Raw genomic sequence first — 19,629 nt, 5'->3', positions numbered from 1 at the left:
GCGGGGCACCGGTGCCCGCGCCGCAGGCGCACCCGTGCGTCCGGCCCGGTAATCTCGCAGGATGCCCACGACCCGTTCCCTCCCCGAGGACCCGACACTCGTGCGTTACGTGGTCATGCGGGTGTGGCACGACTTCCTCCGGCACCGCACGATCGACGCCGCGGGCTCGCTGACGTTCTTCTCGATGCTGGCGCTCGTCCCCGGAGCCCTGGCCCTCGTCTCGGGCGTCGCCCTGTTCGTCGAGGACGGCGACGCCGTGGACGAGATCCTGTCGGTCGCCCGGTACGTCCTCACCCCGGACGCGATCGAGACGCTGCGCTGGCCGCTCGAGCAGATGCTCAGCCTGTCGAACCCGGGCGTCGCGTTCGGCATCGGCCTCTGGCTCACCCTCTGGTCGCTGTCGGCCTACACGACGGCTTTCGGGCGGGCGATGAACACGGCCTACGAAGTCGAGGAGGGTCGCCGGATCTGGAAGTTCCGCGGCCACATGATGATCGTCACCCTGGTGCTCATGGTGTCGTTCGCGGTCATCGCGGTGATCCTGCTCGTGACGCCCACCCTCAGCGACGCGGTCGCCGCCCGGTTCGGCATCGGCCGCCCGTGGACCGACCTCTACAACGTCGTCAAGTGGCCGGTGCTCGTCGCCCTGGCCGTGCTCTCGGTCGCGATGCTCTACTTCTTCACCCCCAACGTGCGACCGCCCCGCCTGCGCTGGGTGTCGTACGGTGCCATGGTCGCGCTCGGCGGGTGGGCCGTCGCGACCGTCGGCTTCGCGGTCTACGTGGCGACGGTGTCGAACTACGATCGGTTCTACGGCTGGGTCGGCGGCGTCGTGGTCGTGCTGCTCTACGCGTACATCAGCAACTTCGTCCTCGTGATCGGGGGCGAGCTCGACAGCGAGATCTTGCGCCTTCGTCAGTTGCGCCGCGGGGTGCAGGCCGAGGAGGTCATCCCCCTGCCGCTGCGCGACACCGCCCGCAACCACATCCTGGCGCGCAACCTCGCCTGGGACGTCCGGGTCGGTCGGCGCATCCGCGAACGCGCCCTGCGCGAGAACGGGGGCGTGCTCGAGCCCGACGACCTGCGACTCGTCCACCTGCGGGCCGACCGCGACCGCCCTGCCGACGAACGCCCCACGGCGGCCGGCCGGGCCGACCAGGTCGACCCGACGAGCCACGCCCCCTCGACGCCCTAGTCGACGCGACGGCCCGGCACGGCCGTGATGACGGGACGCCACCACCGGCAGGAGGCGCGGTGCCGGTCGACCGGCACCGCGCCTCCTCGACGGGGTCGCCTCAGCCGGCGGTCTCGTCGCCCGGGTTGCGGGCGCCCGACGTGTTGGCCGCCCGCGCCACCGCCGCGGCGGGGTCGTCGACGTCGATGATCGTGATCGCGCTGGTGACCGGTGACAGGCCCGACAGGCGGGCGGGCGAGAGCACCTTGCGCACCTGCTCGTCGGTCATCAGGCCGGCCGCGACGACGAGCGGGGCGATGGCCGCGTTCGTGGTCAGAGCCGTGTGGGCGATCGCCGCCGCCGCCGTGTAGCCGATGTAGGGCGTGAGGGCGGTCACGCTGCCGACGTTGGTCTCGACCTGCTGGGTGAGCCGGGCCCGGTTCGCCTCGATGCCGTCGACGCAGTTGACCCGGAGCGTCTGGCAGGCGTAGGTCATCCACTGCAGGCTCTGCATGACCGAGTGCGTGATGACCGGCTCGAAGGCGTTGAGCTGCAGCTGACCGGCCTCGGCGGCCATCGTCACGGTGACGTCGGCCCCCGCGACCGAGAACGCCACCTGGTTGACCACCTCGGGGATCACGGGGTTCACCTTGCCCGGCATGATGGACGACCCGGCCTGGCGAGGCGGCAGCGTGATCTCGCTGATGCCGGCCTGCGGCCCGGACGACAGCAGCCGCAGGTCGTTGCAGATCTTCGAGAGCTTGATGGCGCTGCGCTTCAGGGCACCGCTCAGCGTCATGAAGACGCCCGTGTCACTGGTCGCCTCGATGAGGTCGGGAGCCGTCACGAGGTCCATGCCCGAGAGCGTGCTGAGGTGACGTCGCACGGCGTCGGCGTAGAGCGGGTCGGCGGTGATGCCGGTGCCGATCGCGGTCGCCCCGAGGTTGATCTCGCCGAGCAGCGGCACGACGTCGCGCAGCCGCTGGACGTCTTCGGCCAGGGTGTGCGCGAAGCCCGTGAACTCTTGCCCGAGGGTCATCGGCACGGCGTCCTGCAGCTGCGTGCGGCCGACCTTGAGCACGTCGTGGAACTCGTCGCCCTTGGCCGCGAACGCGTCGGCGAGCAGGTCGAGCTCGACCAGCAGACGGCGCAAGGTGAGCACCATCGCGATCTTGATCGAGGTGGGGTACGTGTCGTTCGTGCTCTGGCTGCGGTTGACGTCGTCGATCGGGTGGAGGTGGCGATACTCGCCCTTGGCGTGGCCGAGCAGTTCGAGGGCCCGGTTGGCGATGACCTCGTTGCTGTTCATGTTGGTCGACGTGCCGGCGCCGCCCTGGATGACCCCGACGGCGAACTGGTCGTGCAGCGCCCCGCCGCGGATCTCTTCGCAGGCACGCTCGATGGCCTCGGCCTTGACCGGGTCGAGCACGCCGATCTCGACGTTGGCCCGCGCCGCCGCCTGCTTCACGAGCGCGAGGGCCGTGACGAGGTCGGGGTAGACCGAGATGGGGCGCTGCGAGATCGGGAAGTTCTCGAGTGCCCGGGCGGTGTGGATGCCCCAGTAGACGTCGGCGGGGACCTCTCGGCTGCCCAGCGAATCGGTCTCGGTGCGGGTCGGTGCTGCTGTCTCGGTCGTCACTTGTGGTGCGCCTCCGTCGTCAGTCGGGGCCCGGTCGTCGTCGACCGGACGCTCCGTCGAGCCTACCGGCGGGGCCGGTGGCCGGTGGCGGCCGAGGAGGCGCGGCTGCGGTCGGCGGGGACGCCCGCGCCCTGGGGACGAGACGACGCCGACGTCGGCGTCAGCGGTGGAAGCCCGGGACGATCAGGTAGATGCCGTAGAGCACGCCGAGGGCGCAGACCACGAAGCAGGCGTACCCGGCGGCGGTCCTGGCCGTCGTGCGACCCTCGACCGTCAGGAGGCGCAGGCCCAGCGAGTAGAGCGAGACGAGGGCCGCGGCGGAGAACAGGGCGACGAGCGCGACCACGACGAAGGCGGACCAGTCGATCATCAGCGCACCTCGTCGTCGGTCGGCGTCGTGCCCCGGGGAGCGGCGACCGGTTCTGGCGGGTCGTCCATGCGGACGAAGGGGGCCTCGACGCCGGACGCCGGGGTGTCGACGCGGCCCTTGCGGACGGCGCGCCGCGCACGGCGACGGGAGAGCACCGAGGTCGCGGCGACGTCGACCTCGATCGCCGAACCCTGGTCGTGGGGTCGGCGACGCGAGATGACGAAGATGCCGGCGATGACGACCGCGCCGACGGCGGCGTCGATCACGAGCCCCGTGACGCCGAGCGTGGCGATCAGGGCGGCCACGGCCCCGACGGCGGCCGACGCGGGCAGGGTGATGAACCAGGCGACGACGATCTTGCCCGCCGTGCCCCACTGGATCTTCGACCCTCGTCGCCCGAGCCCGGCACCGATGATCGAACCGCTGGCCACCTGCGTCGTCGAGAGCGCGAAGCCCAGGTGGCTCGAGGCGAGCACGGTCGCGGTGGTCGACGCCTCGGCCGAGAAGCCCTGCGTGGGCTTGACCTCGGTCAGGCCGCCGCCCATGGTCTGGATGATGCGCCATCCGCCGGTGTACGTGCCCAGCGCGATGGCGAGGGCGCAGACGACGACCACCCAGAACGGCGGGCCGGAGTCGGGGGTGAGCAACCCGCCCGCGATGAGCGTCAGCGTGATGACGCCCATGGTCTTCTGCGCGTCGTTCGTGCCGTGCGCGAGCGCGACCAGCGACGACGTGAAGATCTGGCCGTAGCGGAAGCCGCCGCGTTCGCTCTTGTCGTCGCGTCGCCGGGTGATCGTGTAGGCGAGGCGCGTGGCGGTGTAGCCGACGACCCCGGCGATCAGCGGGGCCAGCAGGGCGGGCAGCACGACCTTCGACAGCACGACGCCGAAGTCGACCGACCCCGTGCCGGCACCGACGATCGCGGCGCCGATCAGGCCGCCGAAGAGGGCGTGCGACGAACTGGACGGCAGGCCGCGGAGCCAGGTGAACATGTTCCAGACGACGGCGCCGATGAGGCCGGCGAAGATCATCTCGGGGGTGATCTGCACCCCGCCGTCGCCTTCGCGGATGATGCCGCCCGAGACGGTCTTGGCGACCTCGGTGCTGAGGAAGGCCCCCACGAGGTTGAGGATCGCGGCGACCGTGACGGCGACCTTGGGCTTCATCGCCCCGGTCGCGATCGGCGTCGCCATGGCGTTGGCCGTGTCGTGGAACCCGTTCGTGAAGTCGAAGAAGAGTGCCAGTGCGATGACCAGGACGACGATGAGTGTGATGTCCACCGGCCTGAGTGTCACAGGTGGGTGGACGCGGGTCAACTCGGCGGTGTCCGGCGGGGTACATCCCGGTGAACGGCGGGTGACGGGGTCGAGTCGACGCCCCGGGCGCGCGCCTCAGACGTGTGGCACGAAGTCCTGCCAGGCCCGTCGCCGCTCGCCCCGCGGGTCGTGCTCGACCCGGTCGCGCACGTCGATGATCAACGTGCGCCGACGGTGGGGGTCGTAGGTCGGCCAGTCGGCGACGGCCCCCGTGCGGACGAACTCGAGCCAGCGGGAGCGCGTCCGGGCGGCCGTGCGCAAGAACGCCCGTCGACCGCCGAGCAGGCTCATGGCCCAGCCGAAGGCGGACCCCATGCGGTCGTAGATCGCCCAGAGCTCGAGGCCGTGGAAGGCGTCGACCCCGACCGTGCGCAGGATGCGCGTCGTCGCGTCGAAGCGGTAGAACCGCACGTCCTGGTGCACCGCGTGGCGCTCCGCGACCTTGACGCTCGGGAACCAGAACGCGTAGTCCCCGCCGAAGTCGAGGGCGGCGGGCCGGTCGGGCAGACCCGGGTAGTGCTTCTTGATCGCCTTGCGCGCCTTCTTCTCGGTCGCGGCGAAGATCGCGCGGATGCGCGGCTTCGTGGTCGCGAGGATGTCGCGGCGCCCCGTGAACACCGAGCCCTCGCGGTCGTTCGTGCCGATGACGAGCGGCACCGGGTGGGCCCGGCCCGCCTTGAAGGCGTCGAGGGGACGCTCGGGCAGGAACTCGCCGTCGATGACCGGGCTGAAGCAGATCGTGCCGGGGTCCTCGTCCGGGGTGCGCAACTGCAGTCGGCTGGCCGCCCGGACGATCGCCGTCGTCGGCGCCCCGGCGAGCAGGGCCGCCGCGTCGTCGACGCTCGTGGCCTCGAGGTCGTCGTCGTGCAGGTCGTGGGCCAGCAGCTCGAGGAACTCCCCCGCCCAGCGCTGAGTCACGGCCGGCGGGTAGATCGCGTTCGGCGGCGAGCTCTGCGCGATGACGCCACGGAACAGCCCGCGAGCGCGGGGCACCGTCATCAGGGTCGTGACGGCGTTGCCCCCCGAGCTCTCGCCCGACACGGTGACGCGGTCGGGGTCGCCGCCGAACGCGGCGACGTTGTCACGGACCCACTCGAGCGCGGCCACCTGGTCGCGGAGGCCCAGGTTCGAGTCGAACGGCCGGTCCGGGGTCGCCCAGTGGCTGAAGTCGAGGTAGCCGAACGCCCCGAGACGGTAGTTGAGGCTGACGTAGACGATGCCGCCCTCGCGGACGAGCGTCTCGCCCTGTCTCGGGAACTCGCGCGACGAGCCCACGCTGTACGCGCCTCCGTGGACGAAGACGAGCACGGGCAGCCCGGCACCCGGCGCGGTGCCGTCGGGTGAGATCACGTTCACCGTCAGGCAGTCCTCGCTGAGCGGCGTGGTCGCGTCGACGCCGACGAACTGCACGCGGTCCTGCGGCGCGGCGGGCCCGAACCGGCTGGCGTCGCGGACGCCGGTCCATACCGCGGGCGGCTCGGGAGCCCGGAACCGGAGGCGCCCCACCGGTGGTGCCGCGAACGGGATGCCGCGCCAGGCGAGCACCCCGCGCTCCCGCACGCCGCGGACCTCGCCGGACCGGGTGGTGCGGACGAGGTCCGGGGTCGGGGCGGTCGCCCGGGGCTGTGCGGTCACGGGGCGATGCTACGGGGGGACGGGCCACCGACCGTGCCCGTTCACCCGACGTTCTCCTAGGGGGTGCCTGAGAGGATGGGGCGGACTTTGCAGTCGGTGCATGCCGCACGGCTGCCCTCGACGACTGGACGGAGCCCGGCTCACATGGAACTCGGCGAGCTGCTGATCATCTTGACCGGGTCGCTCGTCGTGACGGCATTCGCCCGCTGGAGGGGCCTGCCCGCCCCGCTGCTGACCGTGGGCGTCGCGTTGCTCGTCTCCCTCGTGCCCGGGGTGCCCGACGTCGAGATCGACTCCGAGGTGATCTTGACCGTGGTGCTGCCGCCGCTGCTCTACTCGGCTGCCCTCGACGTGTCGCTGCTGAACTTCCGCGAGAGCCGCGTGCAGATCGCGCGGCTCGGCGTCGGCGCCGTGGTCGTGACGGCCTTCGCCGTCGGCGGCGTGGCCTACGTGATGATCCCCGACATGACGCTGCCGGCCGCATTGCTCGTCGGTGCCGTGGTCGCGCCTCCGGACGCCGTGTCGGCGGCCGCCATCGGCCGCAAGCTCGGGCTGCCGCGCAAGGTCATGACGGTGCTCTCGGGCGAGAGCCTGATCAACGACGCGGCGTCGCTGACGCTCGTCAAGGTGTTCCTCGCGATCGTGGGCGGGGCGAGCCTGACCCTGTGGGACGACCTCGGCATCTTCGGTCTGGCGATCGGCGTGGGCGTCGCGGTGGGCCTCGCCCTGGGCTTCGTCGCGCACCGTGTGCGCGTGCGCATCGACGACCCCGTGGTCGAGAACGTCATCGGGCTGCTGTTGCCGTTCATCGCCTACATCGCCGCCGAGGAGCTCAGCGGCTCCGGCGTGCTGGCCGTGGTGGCGGCCGGGCTCTACGTCGGCTTCAACTCGCCGCGCACGGGCTACGCGACACGGCTGCAGGAGCGCCCCTTCTGGTCGGCCGCCGACGTGGTGCTCGAGGGCTTCGTGTTCGCGCTGATCGGCCTGCAGCTGCGTGCCGTCGTGCTCGACGTGAGCGAGAGCGAGCGGGGCCTCGGCCAGAGCGTCGGCGTCGCGTTGGCCGTGCTGGCGGTGGTCGTGCTCGTCCGGCCGGCCTTCGTGTTCGGCACGTACTACGCCGCCCGGGCGGGCCGCTACCTCTTCTTGTCGACGGTGCTGCGGAGGCTCCGGCGGGTGCCGACCCTGCGACGACTGCGTCGGGCACCGGCCCTGCGGACGCTGCGCTACCACCCGCAGCCCCGCATGGGCTGGCGGCAGCTGACGGTCATCTCGTGGACGGGCATGCGCGGCGTGGTCACCCTGGCGGCCGCCGTGTCGATCCCGGCGATCACCGAGTCGAGCATCCCGGTGCCCGCCCGCGACACGATGTTCCTCATCGCGTTCATCGTCACGGTCGGCACGTTGTTGCTGCAGGGGTTGACGCTGCCGTTCGTGATCCGGGTGCTCGGCGTGCGCGACGACACCCAGCGGGACCGTGACCTGGCCGCCGAGCTGGCCATCTTCTCGTCGAGCACCGACGAGACCATGGCCTACGTCGCCGAGCGTCGCGGCGACTGGGAGCGACGGTGGGGGGTCGAGCTGACCGAGCGGGCCGTGACCATCTCGACGACGCGGCTGCTCCGCCAGAACGAGGCCCTGCAGCGGACGGCCCTCGACGACGCCGACGAACGGGGCGCCTCGGCGTCGACGGACGCGCAACGCGCCCGCCGCCGCGCGGCGCCCCAGGCCCTCGGGTCGATCCGCCGGGAGCTGCTCGCCAAGCGCCGCGAGGTCGTCCTGCGCGAGCGGGACGCCGGCAACGTCGACGAAGAGGTGATGCGACGGGTGCTGCTCGGACTCGACGCCGAGGAGCTCGCCATGGACACCTCGGCCTTCACGAGCACGAGGTCGTGACGCCCACCCGGGGTCGTGTCGCCCTCCGGCGTATCGTGAGCGGCATCGACGGCCAGGGCGACGGACGACGACGGACGAGAGGACACGGCACGGTGGCGACCACGACGAACGAGACGGCGACCGGCGACGTGGGCGGGCCGGCCAAACCCGAGCTCGGGCGCTACCGCCGGTGGTACTCGACCCTGCACCCGTCCCTGCAGCTGATCGGCCTGCAGCTCTGGCTGCCGCTGTTCTTCATCGTCGGCTTCTGCCTCTGCTACATCGCGGCCTTCCACGCACCCCACCCGCACGACGTCCCCGTGGCCGTCGTCGGATCGCCGTCCGCCGCCGCCGAGCTGCAGGCGAACCTCGACGAGGCACGCCCCGGCGTGATCGACGTGCGCGTCTACGCCTCGACCGACGAGGCCGAGCAGGCGGTCCTCGCCGGCCACGTCGCCGTGGCCTACGACCCGTCCGACACGACCATCTACACCGCGAGCGCCCACCAGTACCAGGTCGCCGCGCTGATCCCCGCGACGATGACGCCGGTGCTCGAGGCCGAGGGCGTCACGCCCACGGTCACCGACCTCGCCCCCCTGCCCGCCAACGACGAGTACGGCACCGTCTCGATGTACCTCATGCTCTCGTGGTGCATCGGCGGCTACATGGTGGCCATGTTCATCGGGCTGATGGGTGCACCGCTGCGCCACCGCACGCGCATGACGGTCATCGGCGTCGGGGGCGGGGTCATCTCGCTCGTGACGAACGTGCTGGCCGGGCCCGTGATCGGCGCGGTCGACGGGCACTTCGTGCCGCTGTTCTTCATCGCCTGGGCCTGGATCATCGCCATCGGCCTGGCGGTCAACGGGATCAGCTACTTCGTCGGCCGCTTCGTGGCGCTGCCGGCGATGATCGTCTTCGTCTTCTTGTCGATGCCGTCGTCGGGGGCCGCCTACCCGGCCTGGTTCATGCCCCAGCCGTTCGCCTGGCTGAACGCCGTGGTGGTCGGCAGCGGCATCACCGAGATGCTCAAGCGCGTGCTCTACGGCGTGGGTCCGGGCTACGGGCGAGGCGTCACGATGATGCTCTGCTACGCCGCGCTCGGCGTCGTGCTGATGGTGGTGGGCAAGCGCTGGTGGGAGAACCGGCGCATCGCACGCATCGTGTCGGGCCGCACCACGATGTTCGCCGACGCCCAGAACGCCAACCGCGAGTTCTTGACCAGGGAGCGCGACGAGGTGCTCGCCCGGCACGGCCTGGTGGCCACCGACACGGGCACGATCAACACGATCCCGGTGGACGAACGCGACGACCTCGGCGACCCGGCCGAGCGGGGTGACATGTTCCTCGGGGCGCCCGGCGGGCTCGAGGGAGACGACCTCTCGACGCGGCCGGTCCGGGTCGTGGCGAGCGACCGCGTCGGGTCGTCGTCCCGTGAGCGGGACGACCGTCCCGCACGCTGACGAGGTGCCGGCACGATGACGAGGGGCCGGTCGGGCGTCAGACGAGCTGCGTCTCCGACGCGGATGCGCGACGCTCGGCCAGCTCGAGTTCGGCGAGGCGCTCGACCCGACGCCACCGGGCGGCGGTGACGGCCATGCCGGCGACCAGTGCGATCACGGCGAAGCTCGAGAGGACGAGGAAGGTGCCGCCGAACGCGGCGCCGACCACGACGGCGACGAGGCCGAGGGCCCACGCGGCCATCGGGAGCCAGACGGGCATCACGCGCCGCGCGGCGGGGACGGTCGTGCGCGAGAGACCGCGCGTCGGGGTCAGGGTCAGGCCGTCGTAGCTGGTCATGTCGCTCCCCGTGAGATCCGTCGGACGGACGGGGGTGTCCCCCGGCATCCGCTTCTGATCCGACCCTAGGCGGGGCCGGGGCCGTGCCGCGCCCCCCTCTGCGAGTGGCACCCGTCCGGGTGCCGACCCGTCAGTGACCAGCGTGTTCGGCGGGAAGGACGCCCTCGGAGGCCACCGTCGCGAGGTCGGCCGCGAAGACGAACGTGCGCGCGACCCGTCCCCCGTCGAGCACGGCCGGCAACCAGTGCGACGCGTCGTCCCACATCTCGCCGAGGGGCAGCTCGTCGAGGCCGAACCAGCGCGGTGCGAGCTCGTCGCTCTCGGCCGGCTCGCCCCTCCACGTCGTGGTGACGAAGACCGTCGAGCGTTGGCTCCAGCTCTCGCGGTGCGGGAAGAGGTAGAGCAGGTCGCCCCGCCGCTCGAGGTCGGAGGCGGCCACCTCGACGCCGCTCTCCTCCGCGATCTCACGGACCGCCGCCTCCTCGGCCCCCTCGCCGGGTTCGAACTTGCCGCCGAGCCCGACCCAGTAGCCCGTGCCGAGTCCGCGCTTCTTGCGACCGAGCAGCACCTGCACGCGCCCCTCGTGCTCGCGCATCAGATACGTGACGCAGACGCGGTAGACCGGCATGACGGCAGGCTACCGGCCTCGGCGTCGGACGTCGCGCGTAGGCTCGTCGTCATGTCCGACGCACGATCCAGCGGCAGGCGACGCCCCGGGCCCGAGTTCCGCGGTGCCGGTCGCAGCCTCGAGGTGCTGCGTGCCGAGGCCCACGACGAGCTGTCCGCCCTCATCGAACTGCGCTGCCGCAACGGCGAAGACCCGTGGGACGTCATCCCCGGCCTGCCCACCGTCGACGAACAGGTCGTCATCTCGCTGCGGGCCGACGCCCTCGGCATCGACGGCGTGCCGACTGCGACGGGCCTCGGGCTCGCCGACGAGCTCGGCTACCTGCGCACCATCGCGCTCTGGCACCCCGAGCTGTCGCGCGCGGTCTGGTCGCTCATGGGGCGGCTCGACGACGCCTCACGCTGAGCGCAGGGTCCGGTCGGGCGGCCGGTCGGGCGCGTGCCTGTCGGTGGTGCACCGTACCGTGGCCCCATGAGCTGGTGGGACGTCGTGACGGTGACCGTGGGTGCCTTCGTGGGTGCCGGGGCGGCGTTCGCCTCCAACCTGCTCGTGCGGCTGATCGAGTCGCGGCGGCGAGAGGCCTCGGCCCTCAACGAGCTGATCACCGAGATCCACTTCCGCCGGGTGCTGCGCCGGGTGGCGCCGCGGCTCAGCCCCAACCCCCGGGCCCTCGACCCGGTCTTCGAACAGGCGCGGCACTCGATCTCGGCCCTGCGGGGTGAGATCCGTCGGGCCCGGCGGGCCCTCCGCCCCCGGTCGAACGCGCTGCCGGTGCTGAACGAGATGACCCTCGCCTGCAACACCTTCCTCGACGACAGCGACGACTCCCCCGAGCGCTATCGCCTGCACCTGATGCAGCTGCACGCCAGGCTGAACGCCTCGGTGCGACGGCTGCGCTCCGACCGCCGGTCGATCTCCGACCTCGAACCGGGCGAGGCCCACCTGGGCGCCACGGTGCAGGGCTTGACCGCTCCGACGACCGTGCTGCCGGTCGACGACTGACCGCCGCGGCTGCCGTCGTCGCCGCCGCCGACGGACGCGACCGAGGAGGCGCGGGTAGCGTCCCCGACATGAGCGACCGCGACGAGACCCCGGCCCCCGACCCCACCGCCACGCACGACGAGGCGGCCACGCACGACCGCGAGGCCGACGCGCAGCCGGACCCGGCCGGCCACGACGTGGACGCGACGGTCACCGTCCCCGGCACGCACTCCGAGTCCGCCGCCGAGAAGGCCGGCACCCCCGAGCAGGCGATCGACGAGGCGCGAGAGGGCGAGGCCCCCGGCCCGGCCGACGTGCACGTCGCCTCGGACGAGTACCCGGTCGTGCCGCCCCTCGGCGGCATCACGGCGAGCGACCGCTCGATCTGAGCCGCCGTTAGGCTCGGGTGATGGCCTCCGTTCCCGCCCCCCGCGCCCCCCAGAAGCCCGTCACCCGCTCGCACCACGGTCACGACTTCGTCGACGACTACGAGTGGCTGCGGGTGAAGGACGACCCCGAGGTGATCGCGCACCTCGAGGCCGAGAACGCGCACACCGAGGCCGAGACGGCCCACCTCGCCGACCTGCGACAGAGCGTCTTCGACGAGATCAAGGGCCGTGTGCAAGAGACCGACCTCGGCGTCCCCGTCCGAGAGGGCTCGTGGTGGTACTACTCGCGCACGGCCGAGGGGCAGCAGTACGGCATCCACTGCCGCGCGCCGATCTCGGGCCCGGACGACTGGACGCCCCCGACGATCGAGGCGGGCGAGGCCGCCGACGGCGAGCAGGTGCTGCTCGACGGCAACGTCGAGGCCGAGGGCCACGACTTCTTCTCGATCGGCAGCTTCGACGTCTCGCCCGACGGCACGTTGCTGGCCTACGCCGTCGACGTCGAGGGCGACGAGCGCTACACCCTGCGCATCCGCGACCTGGCGTCGGGCGCGGACCTCGACGACGTCGTCACCGGCACGGCCGCCGGCGCGCTCTTCGACGCCACCGGCCGGTACGTGTTCTACCCGACCGTCGACGAGTCGTGGCGTCCCGACACCATCTGGCGGCACGAGGTGGGGCAGCCGGGCGACGACGTCACGGTGTTCACCGAGACGGACGACCGCTACTGGATCGGCGTGGGGCTCACCCGCAGCCGCCAGTACCTCGTCGTCGACGTCGGCTCGAAGATCACGAGCGAGACGTGGTTGCTCGACGCCGCCGACCCGACCGGCGAGTTCCGGGTCGTCTGGCCGCGACGCGAGGGGGTCGAGTACGAGGTCGAGCACGCGATCGTCGCCGGGAGCGACCGCCTGCTGATCGTCCACAACGACGGGGCCGAGAACTTCGAGCTGCTGGACGTGCCGGCCGACGACCCCACCTCGACCACCGACCGCCGCGTGATCATGGCGCACCGCGCCTCCGTCCGGCTCGAGTCGGTCGACGCGTTCGCCGGGCACCTCGTCGTCGAGTACCGGCGCGACGCGCTGCCGCGCTTCGCGGTGGTGCCCCTCGGCCCCGACGGCTACGGCGAGGTCGCCGAGGTCGGGTTCGACGAGCCGCTGTTCGCCGCCGGGGCCGGCGGCAACCCCGAGTTCGACCAGCCGACGGTCCGCTTCGGCTACACGTCGTTCGTGACGCCGTCGACCGTCTACGACCTCGACGTCCGCACGGGCGAGCGTCACCTGCTCAAGCGGCAGAACGTGCTCGGCGGCTACGACCCCGCCGACTACGACCAGGCCCGCGAGTGGGCGACGGCCGCCGACGGCACCCGGGTGCCCGTCTCGCTCGTCTGGCGTCGCGACGCCGTGCCCGCCGAGGGCCCGTCGCCGGTGCACCTCTACGGCTACGGCTCGTACGAGCACAGCATCGACCCAGGCTTCAGCGTGGCCCGCCTGTCGCTGCTCGACCGCGGCGTGGTGTTCGCCGTCGCGCACGTCCGGGGCGGGGGCGAGCTCGGCCGGTCGTGGTACGAGTACGGCAAGACCCTGACGAAGAAGAACACCTTCACCGACTTCGTCGCCGTGGCCGACCACCTGATCGCCGAGGGGCGCACGACGCCCGAGCTGATGGTGGCCGAGGGCGGCAGCGCCGGCGGCCTGCTGATGGGCGCGGTGGCGAACATCGCGCCCGACCGGTTCGCCGGCATCGTGGCGGCCGTGCCGTTCGTCGACGCGCTGACGAGCATCCTCGACCCCGACCTGCCGCTCACCGTCATCGAGTGGGACGAGTGGGGCGACCCGCTGCACGACGCCGAGGTCTACGAGTACATGCGCGGCTACAGCCCGTACGAGAACGTCCGTGACGACGTGACGTACCCGCGCATCCTCGCGGTGACCTCGATCAACGACACCCGGGTGCTCTACGTCGAACCCGCCAAGTGGGTGGCGAGGCTCCGCGAGGTCGGCGCACCCGTCCTGCTGAAGACCGAGATGTCGGCGGGGCACGGGGGCGTCAGCGGCCGGTACGAGTCGTGGCGTGAGCGGGCCTTCGAGATCGCGTGGATCCTCGACGTGCTCGGGCGCGCCTGAGCGTCGTGGACCACGTCGCCCTGCTGCGGGGCGTCAACGTCGGCACCGCCCAGCGCGTGGCCATGGCCGACCTGCGCCGCATCGCCGTCGAACTCGGCTTCGAGCGGCCCGAGACGCTGCTGAACAGCGGCAACCTGGTCTTCGGGGCGTCGTCCGTGCTCGGCCCGGACGACGCGGCGGGGCTGCGGGCCGCCGTCACCCGCGAGACCGGCGTCGACGCCGACCTGGTGTTGCTCGACGCGCACCGGTTCGAGCGTCTGGCCGCGGCGAACCCGCTCCGCCGCGACGGTCGTGAGCCGAAGCTGCTGTCGGTGGCGTTCGCCGAGGTGCCGGGCGCGCTCGACGGGGTCGCGCCTCCTGACGTCGACCTGGGCGACGACGAGGTGGTCGTCGCCCCCGACGCCGTCTACCAGTGGTTGCCGTCGGGGGTGCTCGCCTCGCGGGTGCCGGCCGCCTGGTGGCGCGCACTGCCGACGGCGGTGACCGCCCGCAACGACGCCACGGTGCGCAAGATCGAGGCCCTGCTCGCCCGCCGCGCCCGCTGACCCGTACCCCGTGCACCTCGCGACGCGCGGGGGGTGACACGGCGACGGGTCCGGCACGGCCGTGGGTGACCCCGCCGACTCAGAGCCGTCGGGCGGCCCGCTCGAACCGCCGCAGCGCCTCCCCGGCCCGCTCGACCTCGAGGGCCGCCAGCACCCCGTAGCCGAACGTGTCCTCGCCCAGCCGGTGGGCGAGCGTCGCGACCTCGCGGACCGTGCGCACCGCCGCCAGGGCGTCCCGGTGCTCGCCGAGGGCGTCCTGGACAGCCTCGGCCCGGCGCGCCTGGCGACGACCCGACCCGCTGCGGCCATGGTCGACCTCCAGCGCCTGCCGCAGCCGCCGGACCGCCGTGCGCGCGTGCCGCAGGTCACTCGACACGTCGTCCGCGCCCGCGCCGCCCGCCGCGCTCGCGCCCCCGTCGACCGACGCGTCCGCGGCCGCGAAAGCCGCCCTCACGGCCCTCGTGGCACGCTTCCGCTCGGCCCGCAGCCGGGTCGCCGACAGCTCGGACGCCGGGTCCGCGGCGTGCGGCCCGGTCGCCGGAGCCGCGACCAGGGCGTCCACGGCGTCCAGCAGGTCGAACCAGGCGTGCGAGTCGAGCATCCGCCGAACGTCGCCCGTCGCCTCGTGGAGTCGTTCGTCGAGCCGGGCCTCGAGCCGGCCGGTCGCCTGGACGGCCACGAACCCCGTCGGAGCCGAGGAGGCGCGGGTCGCCACCCGGCCCCTCGTCACCTCGGCGTCGCGAGCGGCCCGTGACGCGTGGCCGACGTGGGCCGCACCCGCGACGACCGCACCGGCGAGCCGTGGGTCGAGGACGCCGTCCCACACCGTCAGCACGGCCCGGAGTCGCCGAGCGGTCGACCGGAGCCGGTGCACCGCGCCCGGCTCGTCGTCGCGCACGGCGGCGTCGACCGTGAGCAGCTCGTCGCGGAGCCCCGCCACGGTCGAGGTGACGAACGCGGCGGCGGACTTCTTCTTGGGAGGCGCCGCGGGCCCGGGCGCGGTGGACGGGGTCGACGACGCGGCCCCACCCGATCCGCCTCCGGACGAGGACGCCGCCGAGGGGCCCGCCGCCGGCCCGGCCGCCCCGGCGGGCTCGGCCCCCAACCCGCGGGCGAGCTTCGACTTCGACGACGACACCGAGGCCCCGGCCGCCTCGAGCCGGTCGGCGACCGCGTCGAGCAACCGCTCGCCCTCGGCTCCGTCGACGCCCGGCGCCAGTTCGACCTCCCACTCGCGCCAGGTGCGGAGCGACGCCGAGTCGGGGTTCGAGGCGCGCACGACGTCGTCGGCGACCTCGGCCAGCGCCCGACCCGAGCCGTCGAGCAGTCGCGTCACCGTGCGCGTCGTCCCGAGCCGCAGCACGGGGTGGACGGGCCGACCACGCAGCCGGGCCTCGACCAGTCGACGCAGGGCCTCCGGCACGGTCTCGTCGGGCTCGCCGAGGGGCCAGTGCACCTCGCGGCGCCCGGCGGTGCCGGCCGACGGCGGCAGCTTGAGGTGCCAGCCGGCGTCGCTTCCGCCCTCGCGCCTCCTGAGGGTCGTCCGCGCCCCGAGCAAGGTGTGGTCGACGGTGTCCCAGTAGGTGGCCGCCAACTCGACCGCGTCGTCGCGCTCGACCGTGGCGACGGCGAGGTCGGGGCCGCCGACCCCGGCCAGGTCGGGCACGGCGGCGCTCTCGTGGACGTCGTACTTGCGCTCGATCTCGGTCTGTTCGGTGCGGCGGGGGGCGGCGTGGCTCATGCCCTCCGTTGTAGTCGGGCGAGCCGGTCGAGCGTCGGCCGAGCCTCGGGGGCCGCCCCGGCGTAGGGTCGTCGCATGAGCGACGTGGCCCCGAGTCTTGCCGGATGGATGGCGCGCCAGCGCTGGTACGCGACGAAGGGACGGACGCCCGCCCTGCGGGTGATCGGCTCGTTCGAGGCCGAGGTGGACGACGCCCTCGCGATGACGCTGTTGATCATCGACGAGGCCGCCGACGTCCCCGTGCTCTACCAGGTGCCCCTCGTCAGCCGTGCGACTCCCCTGCCCGGCGGCGACGCGGCCTTCATCGGTTCGGCCGACGGGCGGTACCTCTACGACGGCCCGCACGATCCGGCGTACGCCCGCGAGCTGCTGCGCACGATGTCCGCCGAGTCGCACGTCGTCGGCGCCGACGTCACCGTCGACGGCACGCGCATCGTCGACCCCGGGCAGGTGCGCCGCTCGCGCGTGCTCTCGGGCGAGCAGTCGAACACGTCGATCGTGTACGACGTCGAAGGCGGCCCGGTCGACCAGGTCATCGCCAAGGTGTTCCGGGTGCTGCACCACGGCGACAACCCCGACGTGACCACGCAGGCGTCCCTCACCCGCGGCGGGTCGACGCACGTCCCCTCGTCGTTCGGCTCGCTGCGAGCGACCTGGCCCGACGTCGGGCGTGACGGCGGCACGGCGACCGGGCACCTCGCCTTCTCTCAAGAGTTCTTGCCCGGCCTCGAGGACGCCTGGCGCGTGGCCCTGACGGCCGCGGCCGCCGGCACCGACTTCACGGCCGAGGCCCACGCGCTCGGCGTCGCCGTCGCCGAGGTGCACGCGACCCTGGCGGCCGACCTCGGCACGGTCCCCGCGGGCGACGACGAGATCGCCGGCGCCCTGACGAGCATGCGGCGCCGCATCACGACGGCCGCCCGAGAGGTGCCCCGCATCGCCGAGCACGCCGAAGCGATCGGTGCGGTCTACGACGCCGCCGAGCACCTGCACTGGCCCGACCTGCAGCGCATCCACGGCGACCTGCACCTCGGTCAGGCTCTGCTGTCGCCGGAACGCGGCTGGATGCTGATCGACTTCGAGGGCGAGCCCCTGCGGCCGATGCCCGAACGCTCGCGCCCCGACCTGCCGATCCGCGACATCGCGGGCATGCTGCGGTCGTTCGACTACGTCGCCGGCTCGCTCGCCCAAGAGGACGTTCCGGTCGACGCGGGGGCCTGGGCCCACGATGCCCGCCGGGCCTTCGTCGACGGCTACGTCGCGTCGTCCGGCGTCGACGTCCGGGCCGCCCGCGCCCTGCTCGACGCGTTCGAGATCGACAAGGCCGTCTACGAGGCCATCTACGAGAGCCGCAACCGACCCGACTGGATCGACATCCCTCTCGCGGCTGTGGCGCGCCTCGCGGCCCGCAGCGCGCCCGTGACCGGCGCCACGCCGCCGGCCGGCAGCGCGCAGTAGGCCGACAGCGCGCCGTCCGTCGACGGCGCGACCGCGGCCGGCCGAGCCGCGCCGGGGCCGTCGCGAGACGTCCCCGGCTAGTGCACCGCGCCTCCTGCGCCATCGACGGACGAGAGCGCAGGAGGCGCGGTGCCGTGATCAGGGACGCGGCACGTTGCGCAGGTTGGTGCGTGCCATCGCAACGGCCTCGCCCGCCCCGCCGTTCATGACGATCTTCGACATGGCGAGCGAGAAGCCCTTCACCTGGGCGCCCGTGATCGTCGGCGGCAGCGAGAGCGCCTGGGGGTCGGTGGCGATGTCGACGAGCGCCGGGCCGTCGTGCTCGAAGGCCGCCTCGTACGCCGCCCGGAGGTCGCGCGGGTCGTCGACGTGCACCGCGTGGATGCCGATCGCCCGGGCCACGGCCGCGTAGTCCGTGTAGGGCACGTCGACGCCGAAGTCGGGGAACCCGTCGACGAGCATCTCGAGCTTGACGAGCCCCAGCGTCGAGTTGTTGAACACGATGATCTTGACGGGCAGTTGGTACATCTGCGCCGTCACGAGTTCGCCCATGAGCATCGAGAGCCCGCCGTCACCTGAGATCGACACGACCTGGCGGTCGGGGTACGCCATCTGGGCTCCCAGGGCGTGGGGCAACGCGTTGGCCATCGAACCGTGCAGGTACGAACCGAAGATGCGTCGGCGAGGGGTGGGCGTGACGTAACGGGCGGCCCAGACGTTGCCCATGCCCGTGTCGGCGGTGAAGATCGCGTTGTCGGCGGCGACCTCGTCGAGCAGCGAGGCCGCGTACTCGGGGTGGATCGGCCGCATCTTCTCGACGTTCTTGGTGTACGCCCCGACCGCGCCGGTCATGAGCTTGTCGTGCTTCTTGAGCGTCTTGTCGAGGAACTTCCGGTTCTTCTTGCGACTCACGAGCGGCATCAGCGCGCGGATGGTCGGGGCGATCGCGCCGTGCACGGGCACCTGCACGTCGGCGCGGCGACCGATCACGGCGGCGTCGACGTCGACCTGCGCGATGGTCACCTTCGAGGCGTCGGGCAGGAACTGCGGGTAGGGGAAGTCGGTGCCGAGCAGCACCAGGAGGTCGGCGTCGTGGATGCCGGCGTGCGCGGCACCGTAGCCGAGCAGGCCGGTCATGCCGACGTCGAACGGGTTGTCGTACTGGATGACGTCCTTGCCCCGCAGGCTGTGCCCGATCGGGGCGCCGACGAGGTCGGCCAGCGCGATGATCTCGTCGTGCGAGCCGCGCCCGCCCTCGCCGACGAAGAACGCGACGGTGTCGGCCTGGTTGATGGCGTCGGCCAGGGCCTGGACGTCGTGTCGGTCGGGCACGAGCTCGGGCGGTCGGACGGCCACGTACGCGGGCACCTTGCCGCCGGCGTCGAGCTCGGCGATGTCGCCGGGCAGCGTGATGACGCTGACGCCCTCGCCCGCCAGCGTGTGCCGGATCGCGCTCGCGACGACCATCGGCGACTGCTCGGCCGTCGAGATCATCTCGCTGTAGCCCGAGCACTCGACGAACAGGCGGTCGGGGTGGGTCTCTTGGAAGTAGTCCGAGCCGATCATCGCGCTCGGGATGTGACTGGCGATCGCCAGCACCTTGGCCCGGCTGCGGTTCGCGTCGTACAGGCCGTTGATCAGGTGCAGGTTTCCCGGGCCGCACGACCCGGCACAGACGGCGAGCTCGCCGCTCATCTGGGCGTCGCCCGAGGCCATGAACGCCGCGGCCTCTTCGTTGCGGACGTGTATCCAGTCGATCCCGCCCTTCGCCGACCCGCCGGTGCGGCGCACCGCGTCGACGATCGGGTTGAGGCTGTCGCCGACGATGCCGTAGATGCGCCGCACCCCGGCGGTGACGAGCTGGGCGATGATCTGGTCGGCGACCGTGTCTGCCATGGTGTTCCCTTCGTGGAGCCTGCTGGAGCGCCTCCCAGCCAACTCCCCCGGCGCTC

At 72.7% G+C, this 19,629-nt stretch carries 17 protein-coding genes; 9 read left to right on the top strand and 8 right to left on the bottom strand.

Annotation, left to right across the window (positions count from 1 at the left end):
* The first annotated feature begins 61 nt into the window (after positions 1 to 61).
* Entirely contained in the window at positions 62 to 1,195 is a 1,134-nt protein-coding gene (locus ASG05_RS15280; RefSeq protein ID WP_082486863.1) for a YihY/virulence factor BrkB family protein, read from the top strand.
* A 100-nt stretch (positions 1,196 to 1,295) separates the two neighbouring features.
* Here the strand turns inward: ASG05_RS15280 and ASG05_RS15275 are convergent, their stop codons facing one another.
* From ASG05_RS15275 to ASG05_RS15260, 4 genes are all read right to left on the bottom strand, one after another.
* Positions 1,296 to 2,813, bottom strand: a complete 1,518-nt coding sequence (locus ASG05_RS15275) for an aspartate ammonia-lyase (RefSeq protein ID WP_056262784.1) — start codon at positions 2,811 to 2,813, stop codon at positions 1,296 to 1,298.
* A gap of 160 nt (positions 2,814 to 2,973) precedes the next feature.
* On the bottom strand, positions 2,974 to 3,183 hold the full coding sequence (locus ASG05_RS15270) for a hypothetical protein (RefSeq protein ID WP_056262781.1): 210 nt from the start codon (positions 3,181 to 3,183) through the stop codon (positions 2,974 to 2,976).
* The gene (locus ASG05_RS15265; protein ID WP_082486862.1) at positions 3,183 to 4,463 is read right to left on the bottom strand and encodes an inorganic phosphate transporter; all 1,281 of its coding nucleotides are present in this window, start codon (positions 4,461 to 4,463) and stop codon (positions 3,183 to 3,185) included. Before ASG05_RS15265 ends, ASG05_RS15270 begins: the two co-directional genes overlap by 1 nt.
* Positions 4,464 to 4,574: 111 nt before the next feature.
* A complete protein-coding gene (locus ASG05_RS15260) occupies positions 4,575 to 6,134 on the bottom strand; it encodes a carboxylesterase/lipase family protein (RefSeq protein WP_056262776.1) in 1,560 nt (519 codons plus the stop codon).
* 144 nt (positions 6,135 to 6,278) lie between these two features.
* On the opposite strand from ASG05_RS15260, the gene ASG05_RS15255 reads away from it, so the two are divergent.
* Positions 6,279 to 8,027 (top strand): sodium:proton antiporter, encoded by a 1,749-nt coding sequence (locus ASG05_RS15255; RefSeq protein ID WP_056262772.1) that lies wholly within the window; start codon positions 6,279 to 6,281, stop codon positions 8,025 to 8,027.
* Positions 8,028 to 8,119: 92 nt separating this feature from the next.
* The gene (locus tag ASG05_RS15250; RefSeq protein ID WP_157490265.1) at positions 8,120 to 9,469 is read left to right on the top strand and encodes an ABC transporter permease; all 1,350 of its coding nucleotides are present in this window, start codon (positions 8,120 to 8,122) and stop codon (positions 9,467 to 9,469) included.
* 37 nt (positions 9,470 to 9,506) lie between these two features.
* On the opposite strand, the gene ASG05_RS15245 is transcribed toward ASG05_RS15250, so the two are convergent.
* Positions 9,507 to 9,806 (bottom strand): hypothetical protein, encoded by a 300-nt coding sequence (locus tag ASG05_RS15245; RefSeq protein WP_056262765.1) that lies wholly within the window; start codon positions 9,804 to 9,806, stop codon positions 9,507 to 9,509.
* Between the two features lie 130 nt (positions 9,807 to 9,936).
* Positions 9,937 to 10,434, bottom strand: a complete 498-nt coding sequence (locus tag ASG05_RS15240; RefSeq protein ID WP_056262761.1) for an 8-oxo-dGTP diphosphatase — start codon at positions 10,432 to 10,434, stop codon at positions 9,937 to 9,939.
* Positions 10,435 to 10,485: 51 nt separating this feature from the next.
* Here ASG05_RS15240 and ASG05_RS15235 point away from each other — a divergent pair, with 51 nt between their 5' ends.
* The 5 genes from ASG05_RS15235 (at position 10,486) to ASG05_RS15215 (ending at position 14,478) form a co-directional block, all read left to right on the top strand.
* Positions 10,486 to 10,839, top strand: coding sequence for a hypothetical protein (locus ASG05_RS15235; RefSeq protein WP_056262757.1), 354 nt, complete (start codon positions 10,486 to 10,488; stop codon positions 10,837 to 10,839).
* Positions 10,840 to 10,905: 66 nt separating this feature from the next.
* Positions 10,906 to 11,436: a hypothetical protein gene (locus tag ASG05_RS15230; protein ID WP_056262753.1), complete on the top strand. Its 531-nt coding sequence runs from the start codon at positions 10,906 to 10,908 to the stop codon at positions 11,434 to 11,436.
* A gap of 68 nt (positions 11,437 to 11,504) precedes the next feature.
* Complete coding sequence (locus ASG05_RS15225; RefSeq protein ID WP_056262750.1) at positions 11,505 to 11,804, top strand: hypothetical protein; 300 nt, start codon at positions 11,505 to 11,507, stop codon at positions 11,802 to 11,804.
* Between the two features lie 20 nt (positions 11,805 to 11,824).
* Positions 11,825 to 13,933, top strand: a complete 2,109-nt coding sequence (locus ASG05_RS15220) for a S9 family peptidase (RefSeq protein ID WP_056262745.1) — start codon at positions 11,825 to 11,827, stop codon at positions 13,931 to 13,933.
* A 5-nt stretch (positions 13,934 to 13,938) separates the two neighbouring features.
* Positions 13,939 to 14,478, top strand: coding sequence for a DUF1697 domain-containing protein (locus ASG05_RS15215; RefSeq protein WP_056262743.1), 540 nt, complete (start codon positions 13,939 to 13,941; stop codon positions 14,476 to 14,478).
* Positions 14,479 to 14,557: 79 nt separating this feature from the next.
* On the opposite strand, the gene ASG05_RS15210 is transcribed toward ASG05_RS15215, so the two are convergent.
* Positions 14,558 to 16,219 carry a CYTH and CHAD domain-containing protein gene (locus tag ASG05_RS15210; protein ID WP_056262739.1) on the bottom strand — a complete coding sequence of 554 codons (1,662 nt, stop codon included), beginning with the start codon at positions 16,217 to 16,219 and terminating at the stop codon, positions 14,558 to 14,560.
* 75 nt (positions 16,220 to 16,294) lie between these two features.
* On the opposite strand from ASG05_RS15210, the gene ASG05_RS15205 reads away from it, so the two are divergent.
* On the top strand, positions 16,295 to 17,677 hold the full coding sequence (locus tag ASG05_RS15205; protein ID WP_056262734.1) for a hypothetical protein: 1,383 nt from the start codon (positions 16,295 to 16,297) through the stop codon (positions 17,675 to 17,677).
* A gap of 138 nt (positions 17,678 to 17,815) precedes the next feature.
* Here the strand turns inward: ASG05_RS15205 and ASG05_RS15200 are convergent, their stop codons facing one another.
* Positions 17,816 to 19,573: a pyruvate dehydrogenase gene (locus ASG05_RS15200; RefSeq protein WP_056262731.1), complete on the bottom strand. Its 1,758-nt coding sequence runs from the start codon at positions 19,571 to 19,573 to the stop codon at positions 17,816 to 17,818.
* Positions 19,574 to 19,629 lie beyond the last annotated feature (56 nt).

Source organism: Frigoribacterium sp. Leaf186 (assembly GCF_001423905.1).
GTDB lineage: Bacteria > Actinomycetota > Actinomycetes > Actinomycetales > Microbacteriaceae > Frigoribacterium.
This window is presented reverse-complemented; position numbering and strand designations above follow the sequence as displayed.

Excerpts from the sequence above, each read along its gene's own strand:
- ASG05_RS15280 (WP_082486863.1), top strand. The coding sequence starts at position 62 with ATGCCCACGACCCGTTCCCTCCCCGAGGACCCGACACTCGTGCGTTAC.
- ASG05_RS15270 (WP_056262781.1), bottom strand. The coding sequence starts at position 3,183 with ATGATCGACTGGTCCGCCTTCGTCGTGGTCGCGCTCGTCGCCCTGTTC.
- ASG05_RS15255 (WP_056262772.1), top strand. The coding sequence starts at position 6,279 with ATGGAACTCGGCGAGCTGCTGATCATCTTGACCGGGTCGCTCGTCGTG.
- ASG05_RS15245 (WP_056262765.1), bottom strand. The coding sequence starts at position 9,806 with ATGACCAGCTACGACGGCCTGACCCTGACCCCGACGCGCGGTCTCTCG.
- ASG05_RS15240 (WP_056262761.1), bottom strand. The coding sequence starts at position 10,434 with ATGCCGGTCTACCGCGTCTGCGTCACGTATCTGATGCGCGAGCACGAG.
- ASG05_RS15235 (WP_056262757.1), top strand. The coding sequence starts at position 10,486 with ATGTCCGACGCACGATCCAGCGGCAGGCGACGCCCCGGGCCCGAGTTC.
- ASG05_RS15230 (WP_056262753.1), top strand. The coding sequence starts at position 10,906 with ATGAGCTGGTGGGACGTCGTGACGGTGACCGTGGGTGCCTTCGTGGGT.
- ASG05_RS15225 (WP_056262750.1), top strand. The coding sequence starts at position 11,505 with ATGAGCGACCGCGACGAGACCCCGGCCCCCGACCCCACCGCCACGCAC.
- ASG05_RS15220 (WP_056262745.1), top strand. The coding sequence starts at position 11,825 with ATGGCCTCCGTTCCCGCCCCCCGCGCCCCCCAGAAGCCCGTCACCCGC.
- ASG05_RS15210 (WP_056262739.1), bottom strand. The coding sequence starts at position 16,219 with ATGAGCCACGCCGCCCCCCGCCGCACCGAACAGACCGAGATCGAGCGC.
- ASG05_RS15205 (WP_056262734.1), top strand. The coding sequence starts at position 16,295 with ATGAGCGACGTGGCCCCGAGTCTTGCCGGATGGATGGCGCGCCAGCGC.
- ASG05_RS15200 (WP_056262731.1), bottom strand. The coding sequence starts at position 19,573 with ATGGCAGACACGGTCGCCGACCAGATCATCGCCCAGCTCGTCACCGCC.